General features: G+C 68.0%; 11 protein-coding genes and 1 pseudogene. 2 read left to right on the forward strand and 10 right to left on the reverse strand.

What is annotated here, in order from left to right; all coding sequences use genetic code 11:
• Positions 1-132 precede the first annotated feature (132 nt).
• From G3N99_RS24740 to G3N99_RS24750, 3 genes are all read right to left on the reverse strand, one after another.
• A complete protein-coding gene (locus G3N99_RS24740) occupies positions 133-381 on the reverse strand; it encodes a hypothetical protein (RefSeq protein WP_174940839.1) in 249 nt (82 codons plus the stop codon).
• Positions 378-1,625, reverse strand: coding sequence for an alkaline phosphatase family protein (locus G3N99_RS24745; protein WP_174987058.1), 1,248 nt, complete (start codon positions 1,623-1,625; stop codon positions 378-380). Before G3N99_RS24745 ends, G3N99_RS24740 begins: the two co-directional genes overlap by 4 nt.
• Positions 1,626-1,794: 169 nt before the next feature.
• Positions 1,795-2,694, reverse strand: coding sequence for an AraC family transcriptional regulator (locus tag G3N99_RS24750; protein ID WP_206123703.1), 900 nt, complete (start codon positions 2,692-2,694; stop codon positions 1,795-1,797).
• A 167-nt stretch (positions 2,695-2,861) separates the two neighbouring features.
• On the opposite strand from G3N99_RS24750, the gene G3N99_RS24755 reads away from it, so the two are divergent.
• Positions 2,862-3,641, forward strand: a complete 780-nt coding sequence (locus G3N99_RS24755) for an SDR family oxidoreductase (protein ID WP_206123704.1) — start codon at positions 2,862-2,864, stop codon at positions 3,639-3,641.
• 114 nt (positions 3,642-3,755) lie between these two features.
• Entirely contained in the window at positions 3,756-4,553 is a 798-nt protein-coding gene (locus tag G3N99_RS24760; RefSeq protein WP_206123705.1) for an alpha/beta hydrolase, read from the forward strand.
• A 176-nt stretch (positions 4,554-4,729) separates the two neighbouring features.
• Here G3N99_RS24760 and infA read toward each other — a convergent pair whose 3' ends face one another.
• The 7 genes and pseudogenes from infA to G3N99_RS24795 form a co-directional block, all read right to left on the reverse strand.
• A complete protein-coding gene (gene infA / locus G3N99_RS24765) occupies positions 4,730-4,993 on the reverse strand; it encodes a translation initiation factor IF-1 (RefSeq protein WP_011355053.1) in 264 nt (87 codons plus the stop codon).
• A gap of 212 nt (positions 4,994-5,205) precedes the next feature.
• The gene (locus G3N99_RS24770; protein WP_206123706.1) at positions 5,206-5,373 is read right to left on the reverse strand and encodes a hypothetical protein; all 168 of its coding nucleotides are present in this window, start codon (positions 5,371-5,373) and stop codon (positions 5,206-5,208) included.
• Positions 5,374-5,462: 89 nt separating this feature from the next.
• A complete protein-coding gene (locus tag G3N99_RS24775; protein ID WP_006483056.1) occupies positions 5,463-5,666 on the reverse strand; it encodes a cold-shock protein in 204 nt (67 codons plus the stop codon).
• A 285-nt stretch (positions 5,667-5,951) separates the two neighbouring features.
• Positions 5,952-7,031, reverse strand: coding sequence for a Rieske 2Fe-2S domain-containing protein (locus tag G3N99_RS24780; protein ID WP_174940827.1), 1,080 nt, complete (start codon positions 7,029-7,031; stop codon positions 5,952-5,954).
• 68 nt (positions 7,032-7,099) lie between these two features.
• On the reverse strand, positions 7,100-9,754 hold the full coding sequence (locus G3N99_RS24785; RefSeq protein ID WP_206123707.1) for an MMPL family transporter: 2,655 nt from the start codon (positions 9,752-9,754) through the stop codon (positions 7,100-7,102).
• Positions 9,751-12,060, reverse strand: a complete 2,310-nt coding sequence (locus G3N99_RS24790; protein WP_206123708.1) for a hybrid sensor histidine kinase/response regulator — start codon at positions 12,058-12,060, stop codon at positions 9,751-9,753. Before G3N99_RS24790 ends, G3N99_RS24785 begins: the two co-directional genes overlap by 4 nt.
• Positions 12,057-12,233: pseudogene (locus G3N99_RS24795) on the reverse strand (chemotaxis protein CheW); the annotation flags it as partial. The gene G3N99_RS24790 and the pseudogene G3N99_RS24795, both read right to left, overlap by 4 nt.

The raw sequence follows: 12,233 nt of genomic DNA on the forward strand, positions 1-12,233 counted from the left end.
TTGCCGTTGCCGTTGCCGTTGCCGTTGCCGTTGCCGTTGCCGTTGCCGTTGCCGTTGCCGTTGCCGTTGCCGTTGCCGTTGCCGTTGCCGTTGCCGTTGCCGTTGCCGTTGCCGTTGCCGTTGCCGTTGCCGTCAATGATGCTTCCCGCCGTGCCGCTTGTGCCGATGCGCTTCGCGCGCCTGCAGCAGCGACGGCATCAGCTCCTCGATGTATTGCCGCGCCTGCCCGCGCGTGACGATCTCGCTGAAGCGCTGATGGGCCTTGTCATGACCGACCAGCGCCGCATGCGCTTTCTTCAGGATGTGCAGAAACGCGATCAGGCTCGTGCCGTCGCGCACGGGCAATGCATCGCGCGGGTCGAATGTCGGTGTCGTACTCATGATCCGATCCTTTGCGGGCAGTCGGTGCGGCACGTCGCCGTGACGAGCGCCAGCAGGTCGTTCGCGAGACGGTCGCGATCCGTCAGCGGTGCGAGGCCGAACAGCCGCTCGAGCGTCGCGGCGACCGATGCATGATCGTACGGCGTATGGTCGACCTGCCCGGCCGCGACCCACGGCGAAATCACGATCGCCGGCACCCGCACGCCGTACACGTCGAACCCGAAGCCGCTCGCGTTCAACGTCGCCGCCGCACCATCGTTCGGCGGCGGCGCGGCGCCCGGCCTGACCGAATCGTAGAAGCCGCCATGCTCGTCGTAGCAGATCACGAGCAGGCTGTTGTTCCACACCGGCGAATTGCGGATCGCGTTGTACACGCGCGCGGCGAGCTGGTCGCCACCGGCCAGGCCATCCATCGGGTGCTGCGAGCTGCCGTTCTGATAGGTGCCGTGCACGATGTCGCCGTAACCGGGCTCGATGAACGTATAGCGCGCCGTATAGCCGGCCGCGAGATCGGCCTCGAAATGCGCGAGGTCGTCGATGTCGAAGAAGCTGATGCCCTTCAGCGACGCGACCTGCGGCACGTGGCCGAGCGGGTCGCCTGTCTGGTCCTGGTAGATGCGCCAGTTGTCGTCGCCGAGCGCGGCGAAGATCGAGCCCTTCGGATAGGGAAAGCCGTCGAACGCGTCCCATCCGGCCATTTCTTCCTTGGTCGGCGAATGATCGAGCCCGGCCGACGACGCGCCGTGCAAGAAGAAGCGGTTCGGCCAGGTCGGCCCCGGCATCGACGCATGCCACGCGTCGCACAGCACGAACGCGTTCGCGAGCGCGTACAGCGACGGCGCCTGCGTCGCGATACTGACGCCCTGCATGATCTTGCCCGCGTCGGCCGGCTGCGGCGGTGTGCCTTCGGAATGCGATGTCGCGTAGTTCGACACGAACCCGGTATTGCCGACCGGCGGATACGGCTGCCCTTTCACGAACGGCACGCCCGCGCCACAGAGCTGTTCGAGCACGTCTTTGAATTCGTGGCACGGATCGGTCGGCATCCGGTCAGGCGCGCCGCCGCCGAACGGATAGACCGCGTCGCCGTACGCGTTGCTGTTGCCGGGCGAGGCGGCAACGATGTCGGGGTAGCCCGACAGCGCAAAGAGGTGATCGAAGGAACGGTTCTCGAGCATCAGCACGAACACGTGCTGGATGCGATCCTGAACCGACGGGGATGCGGGGGCTGCGTCTGCACTCATGGCGCCTCCTGGCGTCGCGCGACGAAAGTCCTGCTGGCACGGTCGTTGGCCCGCTGAAAGCCACTGAAGGCATTGAAAGCCACGGCGCGGGCCGCGAATTGCCGACGAGTGTACGACTGCGCCGGCCCGCACGTAAAGCCGCACGCGAACCGCGTCGCGGCGCGCGCGTTCAGCTGTCGGCCGACGCGGTTTTCAGCGTGACGACATCGCGCCGCGGCGGCGCACCGAACATCCGCGCATATTCGCGGCTGAACTGCGACGCGCTTTCGTAGCCGACCCGATACGCGGCCGTTTCCGCATTCGCCGCGCCCGTCACCATCAGGTGCCGCGCTTCCAGCAGACGCAACTGCTTCTGGTACTGCAGCGGCGTCATCGACGTCAGCGCCTTGAATTGCCGATGGAATGCCGACGGGCTCATCTGCGCGACGGCGGCGAGATCCTCGACGCGGATCGCCTCGGCGAACTGGCCGCGCAGCGCATGGATCGCCGCGACGACGCGCTGCGCATGGCCGTTGGCGAACACGACGCGCGAGACTTCGCCGCCGTGCGGCCCCGCGAGCAGCCAGTAGCAGATCTCCCGCTTCACGAGCGGCGCGACGACCGGAATCGCGTCCGGCGTATCGAGCAACCGCATCATCCGCAGCACGCAATCGGCGAGCGGCCCGCCGAAATCGGTCACGCACACGCCATGGCCGATCGCGCCAGGCTGTTGCGGCGGCGGCGTGTCGAGTCGTTCGAGCACTTCACGCATCATCGCGAGATAGAATTCGAGCACGAGGCCAAGGAACGGCTCGGTCTCGCTCGCCTTGACGATCCGGCTCGTCGCCGGCATCTCGACGCTGACGACGAGCGCGCGGCCGGGCCCGTAGTCGTAGCGCCGCCCGCCGAACGTCGTCCACTTCGCGCCCTGCACGACGACGCACAGCGCCGGTTTCATGATCAGCGGCGCGGGCAGCTTCTCGCGGTTGGAGCGCAGCAGGATCAACCCGTCGATCGCCGTCGCGACCGGGCTCTCTTCGCCCGGCGCACCCGTCAGGCGCGCGACACGTTCGACCAGTTCGTCCGACATGCAGCCACCCTCCGTATCCCGATGTCCGGATGGTACACGCGGCGCCACGCTTCCCGGGGCGGTCGGGCAGGATCAGGCAAGAACGCGGCCGGTTCCGGCATTCAGCCGCCGCGGCTGCCGCCGTACGCTTGGCGCTGTTCGTCACCGACTTCGATCAGGAGCCCAGCATGACAGCAGCACAATCGAACCCTTCCACCCCGAAAATCGCCGTCGTCACCGGCGGCAGCCGCGGGCTTGGCCGCAATACGGTGCTGCATCTCGCGCAGCGCGGCGTGCGCTCGATCTTCACCTATCACTCGAATCGCGCCGAGGCCGATCACGTCGTCGCGCTGACCGCCGACGCCGGGCCAGCCGCGATCGCGCTGCCGCTCGATACGGGCGACAGCGCAACGTTCGACCGCTTCGCCGGGCAGCTCCGCGAAGCCCTGGCCGGTTGGGGCGCCGACCGGTTCGACTTCCTCGTCAACAATGCAGGCACGTCGCATCACGCGCCGATCGCCGAGACGACCGAAGCCGATCTCGACGCGCTCTATCGCGTGCACTTCAAGGGCGTGTTCTTTCTCACGCAAGCGCTGCTGCCGCTGATCCGCGACGGCGGCCGCATCGTGAACGTGTCGTCGGGCCTCACACGCGTCGCCGTGCCGGGCAGCGCCGCGTACGGGTCGATGAAGGGGGCGGTCGAGGTGCTGACGCGCTATCTGGCCAAGGAGCTCGGCCCGCACCGCATCGCGGTGAACGTCGTCGCACCGGGCGCGGTGGCAACCGACTTCAGCGGCGGGATGGTGCGCGACAACCCCGAGGTCAACCGGCGCGTCGCGGAATGGACGGCGCTCGGCCGTGCGGGCGAGCCCGACGACATCGGGCCGATGATCGCGTCGCTGCTGTCGGACGACAACCGTTGGGTCAACGGGCAGCGCATCGAGGTGTCGGGCGGGATGGCGCTCTGAGCGTTGACTTTCGCCGAGCGGCCCGATACGATCGATCCACTTTCAAGACGCCCTCCCGGTCCGCCGGGAGGGCGTTTCGTTTTGGTTCCGCCAACCAAAAGGAAACCCCTTGAAATGAACCGTATCGACACCCTCGCCTCCGGCCCGGACAGCGGCCTCGGCTACCTGCAGCACGGCACCGGCCCCGAATGCGTGATGGTCCTGCACGACTGGCTCGGCGACCATACGAACTACACGGCGCTGCTGCCCTATCTCGACGAAGCGGCATTCACGTACGTATTCGCCGACCTGCGCGGCTACGGCGAATCCATCCATCTGGCCGGCGCCTGTACCGTCGACGAAATCTCCGCCGACTGCCTGGCGCTCGCGGATCGTCTCGGCTGGCCGCGCTTTCACGTGATCGGCCACTCGATGACCGGCATGGCAACGCAACGGCTCGCCGCCGATGCACCGTCGCGCATCAAGAGCGCGATCGCCGTGTGCCCGGTGTCGGCGGCCGGCAATCGCCTGAACGACGACGCGCGCGCCTTCTTCGCGAGCACGGCCGTCAATGACGATGCGTTTCGCCGGCTCGTGCGATTCGTGACGGGGGGATTGTCGGCGCGCTGGGCCGACGTGAAGCTGCGGCAGAATCGCGAGCGCGTGGCGCCGGATTGCCGGCTCGCGTATCTCGACATGCTGACCGGCACGGATTTCGTCGACGATGTCCGCGGGCTCGACACACGCTTCCTGGTGATCGTCGGCGACAAGGATCCGGGGCTCGACGCAGCGGCGATGCAGGCGACGTTCGTCGCATGGCATCCGAACGCGCGGCTCGCGACGATACCGAATTGCGGCCATTACCCGATGCAGGAATGTCCGCCGTATTTCGCGATGATCGTCGAGGATTTCCTGCGGGACGCGGCCGCCTGAGCGCTATGCACGCGCGGCGGCCGGTAAAGGCGGGATTGGCCGCCGCGGCATGACGATGCCGCCGGCGACCGGCAAACGGCACGCGATGTGTCGTCCACCCGGTTCGTCCGGCCTCGTCGGCCGGACGGGATTCGATCAGCGAAGCGGTGCTGCGTGCCCGCGCCGATCGTTGGCGCTTAACGGCGCGGCTGGCCGGTGCGCGGCGGACGCGGCGAATTCGCGTCCTTGTGACGGAAGTTGATGCGGCCCTTGGTCAGGTCATAGACCGACAGCTCCAGCGTCACGCGGTCGCCCGCGAGAATGCGGATGTGGTTCTTGCGCATGCGGCCCGACGCGTATGCGCCGACCACGACGCCGTTTTCCAGCGTGACACGGTATTTGCTGTCCGGCAGCACTTCGTCGACGATTCCGTCCAGTTCCAGCAGTTCTTCTTTTGCCAAACCAATTCCTCCAGACAAGGTAATTGACCGCAGCCGCGGCGATCTGCCCGGCGCCGCGCCCTGCAACGGGACGGCGGCCGGCAGGCTGCCGGGGGTCGGTTCGTTCAGACGGGCCATGGGCCTGTCTTGTGATCGGAGCCCGGCGCGTTGCGGCGTTCAGGCGGTCGGTGGCGGCGGCGCATGGAGCGCCGCGCAAGTCGGGACCGCGCCTGCTACGGCATGGCGACGGTCTGCTCGGGTTGATGCGTTGAAGCGGTGAAGCGCTCGCGAAACGGCGTGCGCTTCACGAAGGCGTTGCGTCGCACGCGGATCACGCATGCGATGAGGGAGGCGTCACGACCGATGCATCGTGGATGTCGCGATGCATCGGTCGTGCGCATCGGAAGCGCGCCGGCTGCCGCCGAAGCGGCGCCCTGCGCGCAAATCCGTCCGGCAGCGGCCGCCGTTTGGCGACCGCTGCCGATGCGGCTTACTGCGGCGTGATGTTCGACGCTTGCAGACCCTTCGGGCCGCGCTTCACTTCGAAGCTGACCTTCTGGCCTTCGGCCAGGGTCTTGAAACCCGTGCCGCGAATTTCCGAGAAATGGGCGAACAGATCGTCGCCGCCGTTGTCAGGGGAGATGAAACCAAAGCCCTTGGTTTCGTTGAACCACTTGACGGTACCGGTATCCACAATTACTTCCTTAATACAAATGACGATTGAACATGCGCCCGTGACGGGCACAGAAAGAATCAAAAGAGGGAGAGACCAACGACCGCCGCACGGAGTGCGGCCAATGATGAGCAATCGAACTTCTTGAACACTTCGGTCATGGACACTACGCGGTAGCGGCCGTTTCGTCAAGCCTTTTTGATGCGACGCACAAGCATGCCCGCCGCAAGCGCCTTATGCAGCGGGGGTTGCCGGCCGACGGGACGCATTTCCATGCGCCCCCTTTTTCGGCCGGCCCGCCGGTTGTTACTGCGGCTCGAACACGTGATGCAGCGCCGGCGGCGCGTCGCCTTCGCGAATCCGCATTTCGAATGCCTTACGCGCGACGCTCGTCGGACGCACGTCCGCCACGTCCAGGTAGAACTGCGAATACCAGTCGCGCATCTGGTACAGCGGCCCGTCGCCTTCGCACAGCAGCGGGTTGTCGATCCGCGTCTTGCTGTGCCAGATGTCGACGTCCTCGTAGAACGCGCGCTGCGCTTCCTTCACGTACGCGTTCGCGATCTCCATGTTCTGCTCGTCGGTCAGCCCGGCCACCTTCTTCACGATCACGCCGTAGCGCAGCTCGAAGCTGTTCATGTCGATCGGCACGTGGCAGTTCAGCAACACCGAATGGATCGGCTGCCCGCCGCTCTGCCCCGTCATCTGCGTGATGTGCACGGCCGGCCCGAAATACGTCGACAGCGCGGTCAGCGCATCGCCACCGAGCTTCTCGCTGCGGCCGACCATCAGCTGCGTCGCCTTGTGGTCCTCGAACAGGTTCGCGAAATAGTCGATCGGCGCGCGGTGCACGGTCGCGAAGTGCGCGACGTCCGAGATGTTGTCGACCAGTTCGCGGCAGTTGGCCTGGATCACCATCTTGTCGACGACCCAGTCCGACCATTCGTCGGAGAAGCACACGTCGAGGCGCGGAATCGCGACGTCCTCCGGCGGCGCGTTGCCTTCCGGGTCGTTCCACACGAACAGCAGGTTGTTTTCCTCGCAGGTCGGCCAGGCGCCGATGCGCGCCTTCGGCGGGATCCGCTTGCAGTACGGGATCGATGCGCACTGCCCTTCGCCGCTCCACGCCCAGCCGTGGAACGGGCACACGAGGTTGTCGCCCTGCACCGTGCCGAGGCTCAGGTCGGCGCCCATGTGCGGGCAATACGCGTCGACGACGTTGACCTTGCCGGTCGAATCGGCGAATGCGGCGAGCTTGCGGCCGAAGGCGTTCAGCGTGTGCGGCTTGCCGTCCTTGAAGTCGCGGGCGAGCCCGAGGCAGTGCCAGCCGCGCGCATAGCGCTGTGCGAGCGGCTGGGCTTCGATCTTGTAAGGGCGTGCGGACATGTGGGTTGACTCCTCTTGTGGAGAGCGCGCGGCGGCCGGCCGCGCGCGGGGGAAATGGGGGGCGCCGGTCAGCGCGCCGGGTTGCCGGGTTCGAGCGCGGGCGACGGCTTCAGCGGCGCGGGGGCCGCCGGCGACGGCTGCTGCCGTCGCAGCACGCGGCGCTCGGCACGCTCGACGCCAAGCCACGCGGCGAGCGCGGGCAGCAGGAACACCGCGCCGAACAGGTTCACCAGGAACATGAACGCGAGCAGCACGCCCATGTCGACCTGGAACTTCAGCGCGGAGAACGCCCAGGTGCCGACGCCGATGAACATCGTGACGGCCGTGAACAGCGCCGCCGTGCCGCGCTGGCGCATCGCGTCGGCGAAGGCGTCCGGCAGCGTCGCGCCGTGGCGGATGTCGTGCTGCAGGCGCTCGTACAGGTAGATCCCGTAGTCGACGCCCACGCCCACGCCGAGCGTGATCACCGGCAGCGTCGCGACCTTCAGCCCGATGCCGAGAAGCGCCATCACCGCATTGCACAGGATCGATACGAGCGTGAGCGGCACGACGATGCACAGCACCGCGCGCCACGAGCGGAACGTCACCGCGCAGAGCAGCGCGATCGCGCCGAAGATCGACAGCAGCATCGCGATCTCCGCGTCGCCGACGGCCTCGTTGGTCGCGGCCATCACGCCCACGTTGCCGCCCGCGAGCCGGAACGCGACGTTCGGCGTCGGGTTCTCTGCCGCGAAGCGCTTGATCTCGTCGACGATGTGCGCGATGGTCGTGCCTTCGTGATTCTTCGTGTAGATCAGCACCTGGATCGCCTTGCAGTTCGCGGTGTTCATCCCGTTGTCGGGGTCGAACGCGTTGGAACCCTGCGTGAGCCCGTCGCTGGAGCGCGGCAGCGCGGCCCAGCGCGGATTGCCCTCGTTGAACGCGGCGATGAACACCTTGCCCTGCGACGACACGCTCGTCACCGACTGCACGCCGGCCACGCCGCGCATGTTCATCTCGAACTTCTCGATCGCGCTCATCACCGGGTAATGCAGGCACGCGTCGTCGAAGCCGGTCGTCTCGACGATCACCGACAGCACGTCCACGCCGATGTTGTACTGGTGCGTGATCGCCGCGTTGTCGATGTTGTAGCGCGAGTTCGCGCGCAACTCCGGCGCGCCGGTGCCGATATCGCCGATCTCCAGCTTGCGCGATTCGAGCGTGCCGTAGGCGAGCAGCGCGAGCGCCACCGCGAACACGCCGAGCGCCGGCGCCGGCCGGGCGAACACCGCGAAGCGCGACCACATCGGGCTGCCGCCGGCCGCCGCCGTGCGCTGCGCACGGGCCAGCGTGCCGCGTTCGAGGCGCGTGTACGACAGCAGGATCGGCAGGAACACCTTGTTCGTCACGATCATCAGCAGCACGCCGAGGCACGCGGTGATGCCGAGCTCGCGCACGATGTCGATCTTGATCCGCATGATCACCATGAAGCCGAGCGCGTTGGTCAGCAGCGCGACGGTGCCCGGCACGAACAGCTTGCGGAACGCGTCGCGCGCGGCGTCGGCCGACGATGCGCCGCGCACCAGCGCCTGCTTCCACGCGTTGGTCATCTGCACCGCGTGCGACACGCCGATCGAGAAGATCAGGAACGGCACGAGGATCGACATCGGGTCGATGCCGAGGCCGAGCAGCGGCAACGCGCCGAGCAGCCAGACGACCGGCAGCAGCGCGACGACGAGCGCCAGCACGGTGGTCTTCAACGAACGTGTATAGGCGAACAGCAGCGCGGCCGTCACGAGGAACGCGAGCGCGAAGAACGCCATCACGCCCGCGATGCCGTTCTCGACGTCGCCCACCAGCTTCGCGAAGCCGATGATGTTCACGTCGATGCCCTGCTTCGCGTACTTCGCGCGGATCTCCTCGAGCTGGCGCGCGACCGCGCTGTAGTCGAGCCGCTTGCCGGTGGCCGGGTCGGTCTCGCGCAGCTCCGCGCGGATCAGCGCCGACTTCAGGTCGTTGCCGACGAGGCGGCCGATCTGCCCGGACCGCGCGACGTTGCGGCGCACCTTCGCGAGATCGTCCGGGTTCGCGCTCGAGAACTGGCCCGGCACGACCACGTCGCCGCGAAAGCCGGCCTCGGTCACCTCGGTGTAGTGGACGTTCGGCGTGAACAGCGAGAACACGCGCGAGCGGTTCACGCCGGGGATGAAGAAGACGTCGTCGGTCGCATGGCGCAGCGCGTCCATGAACGACTGGTTGTAGATGTCGCCGTCGCCCTTCCAGCGCAGGCTCACGAGGATCGTGTTCGCGCCGGGGAACGCCCCCGCATAGCGCTCGAACACCTGCATGTACGGGTGCTGCATCGGGATCATCTTGTTGAAGCCCGGATCGAGCTTCAGGCGCGTCGCGGACAGCCCGAGCGCGAGCGTCGGCGTGTCGACCGCATCGAGCGCGCCGGCGCCCATCGCCTCGTAGACCGACGACGTGTTCGCGCTGACGCTCGCCGTCACGATCAGGATCGCGCACGGCGCACGCGCCATGATCCGGCGCGTCGCGGCCACGCCGTCGACCTTCGGCATCACGAGATCCATCAGCACGAGATCGGGCGGATGCGCGACGCAGAAATCCACCGCCTCGTCGCCGTCGGTCGCGACCCACAGCACGCGGTGGTCCGTGCGCAGCGCAAGCACGCGGCGCAGCGCCTCGACGGCCAGCGGCAGGTCGTTGACGATGCCGATGTTCATCCGCGCGCGTCCCCGATCAGGTCGTGCACGGCGTCGAGCAACGCCTCGTCGTGGAAGCTGCTCTTCGCGAGGTAGTAGTCGGCGCCCGCATCGAGCCCGCGACGACGATCCTCGTCGCGATCCTTGTACGACACGATCATCACCGGCAAGCGCTTGAGCATCGGATCGCCCTTGATCAGCGTGACGAGCTCGATGCCGTCCATGCGCGGCATGTCGACGTCCGTGACGATCAGATCGAACGCATCGCTGCGCACCGCGTTCCAGCCTTCCATCCCGTCGACCGCGACCGTCACGTCGTAGCCGCGCTTTTCCAGCAGCTTGCGCTCGAGCTCGCGCACCGTCAGCGAATCGTCAACGACGAGCACGCGGCGGCGCCGGTCGGCGAGCGCGAGTTGCGGATCACGCGTGAGCCGCGCGAGCTGCCCGCCGCGCACGAGCTTGTCGACCGAGCGGATCAGGTCCTCGACGTCGACGATCAGCACCGGGTCGCCGTTCTCGAGCAGCGCGCCGGCCGCGATGTTCTGGATCTTGTGCAGGCGGCTGTCGAGCGGCTGCACGACGAGCATCCGTTCGCCGAGGAAGCGGTCGACCGCGACGCCGTACAACTCGGGCTCGCCGCCGACGACCACGACCGCCGTGCTCGTGCGCGCGACGTCGGGCTCGCCCGCATCGAGCAACTGGTGCGCGGCGACGAGGCCTGCGCGCCGGCCATCGAACGGGAAATGCGGCTGCCCTTCGAGCACGTCGATATCGTCGTGCGCGAGTTCGAGCGTGCGGCGCACGTGCGCAAGCGGGAACGCATACGGCTCGCCGCCCACTTCGACGAGCAGGCTGCGGATCACCGACAGCGTGAGCGGCAACTGCAGCACGAAGCGCATGCCCGCGCCCGGCTCGTTGAAGATCCGCACCGCGCCGCGCACGCCGCGCACCATCTCCTGCACCGCATCGAGGCCGACGCCGCGGCCCGACACGTCGGTCACCGCATCGCGCATCGAGAAGCCCGGCAGCAGCAGGAATTCGAGCAGCTCGGGGTCGGACAGCCGCGCGGCCGTCTCGTCGTCGGTCAGGCGCTGGCGCACGACGGCCGCGCGCAGCGCGTCCATGTCGACGCCCGGGCCGTCGTCGATCACGCTGACCAGCAGCGAGCCGGCGCTGTGACGCGCCTCCAGCGTCACGCTCGCCTCGGCCGGCTTGCCGCGCGCACGCCGTGCGTCCGGCGAATCGACGCCGTGATCGATCGCGTTGCGCAGCAGGTGGCCGAGCGGCGCGTCGAGCAGATCGAGGATGTCGCGATCGACCTGCGTGCCCTCGCCGACGATCGAGAAACGCACCTGCTTGCCGAGCGAGCGTGCAAGATCGCGGACGATGCGCGGGTACGCGCGCGTCGCGTCGCCGAACGGCCGCATCCGGCACTGCAGCGCCTCGTCGTAAAGCTGCTCGGCGATATGCGTGCTGCGCCGCTCGAAGCGGTCGAATTCGTCCATGCGCTCGGCGAGCGAACGCTGCAGGTCGTTGAGCATGTGCCGCACTTCGTTCATCGACGCGAGCATGCCCGCGTCGAGATCGTCGGCGAATTGTTCGTACATCAAATCGAGCGAGCGGGCCGCGTCGCGCTGTGCACGCTTCACGCGCAGCATCGATTCGGCGAACGGCTTGAGCCAGCGCGATTCGACCAGTGATTCGCCGGACAGGCTCAGGAGCCGGTTCAGCGTATCCGCACGCACGCGACGCATTGCGCCGGCGCCGGCCACGCGGCCGGCCTGGGCCGGATCGGGCACCCCGCCCGATACGGCCAGCGGCGGCACCGCGGCGCTGGCCCCGACGGGCTCGTTCGCGGCGCCTTCATGCTCGCGATACGGCACGACCGACGGCGGCAGCGGCGGCGGGACGGCGGACGGCGCCTGCATCGTCTGCGCGCCGTCGGCGCCGGTCAGCGCCGCCGCGAACACGTCGATCTCCGTCTGCGTCACGGGTTGCCCCTGCGGATCGCCGACGCGCACCAGCAGATCGACGCCCGCCAGCAGCACGTCGACGTGCGTGGCCGTCAGCGCGATCGTGCCGGCCTGCGCGGCGACGAAGCACTCTTCCATCCGCCCCGCGATATCGACGCCGAGCGGCACGCCGACGATGCGCGCGGCGCCCTTCAGCGAATGCGCGGCGCGCATGCATGCCTCGAGCGCGACGGAATCGGGCTCGCCCGATTCGAGCGCGAGCAGCCGCTCGGACAGCGCCTGGGTCTGCGTGCGCGTCTCCTCGCGATACAGCTCGAGCAGCGACAGGTGGCTCAGGTCGTCATCGCCGCTCATCGCATGCTCCGTGTGACTGCGTCGAACAGACGGTCGTCGTCGAGCAGGCCCACCGACTTGCCGCGCCACGACAGCACGCCGCGCGACAGGCCGGCGCTCGCGCGCCCGACCGTCGCCGGCACGGGCACCCAGTCGGAGGCGCCGAAGCGCAGCACGCCCTCGACTTCGTCGAC

It is taken from the genome of Burkholderia sp. Ac-20392, assembly GCF_017104585.1.
GTDB classification, from domain to species: Bacteria; Pseudomonadota; Gammaproteobacteria; order Burkholderiales; family Burkholderiaceae; genus Burkholderia; species Burkholderia lata.

What these genes read in the sequence shown, in the direction of transcription:
- G3N99_RS24740 (WP_174940839.1), bottom strand. Translation starts at nt 381, where the DNA reads ATGAGTACGACACCGACATTCGACCCGCGCGATGCATTGCCCGTGCGC.
- G3N99_RS24785 (WP_206123707.1), bottom strand. Translation starts at nt 9,754, where the DNA reads ATGAACATCGGCATCGTCAACGACCTGCCGCTGGCCGTCGAGGCGCTG.
- G3N99_RS24755 (WP_206123704.1), top strand. Translation starts at nt 2,862, where the DNA reads ATGACAGCAGCACAATCGAACCCTTCCACCCCGAAAATCGCCGTCGTC.
- G3N99_RS24780 (WP_174940827.1), bottom strand. Translation starts at nt 7,031, where the DNA reads ATGTCCGCACGCCCTTACAAGATCGAAGCCCAGCCGCTCGCACAGCGC.
- G3N99_RS24770 (WP_206123706.1), bottom strand. Translation starts at nt 5,373, where the DNA reads ATGCGCACGACCGATGCATCGCGACATCCACGATGCATCGGTCGTGAC.
- G3N99_RS24750 (WP_206123703.1), bottom strand. Translation starts at nt 2,694, where the DNA reads ATGTCGGACGAACTGGTCGAACGTGTCGCGCGCCTGACGGGTGCGCCG.
- G3N99_RS24790 (WP_206123708.1), bottom strand. Translation starts at nt 12,060, where the DNA reads ATGAGCGGCGATGACGACCTGAGCCACCTGTCGCTGCTCGAGCTGTAT.
- G3N99_RS24760 (WP_206123705.1), top strand. Translation starts at nt 3,756, where the DNA reads ATGAACCGTATCGACACCCTCGCCTCCGGCCCGGACAGCGGCCTCGGC.
- G3N99_RS24745 (WP_174987058.1), bottom strand. Translation starts at nt 1,625, where the DNA reads ATGAGTGCAGACGCAGCCCCCGCATCCCCGTCGGTTCAGGATCGCATC.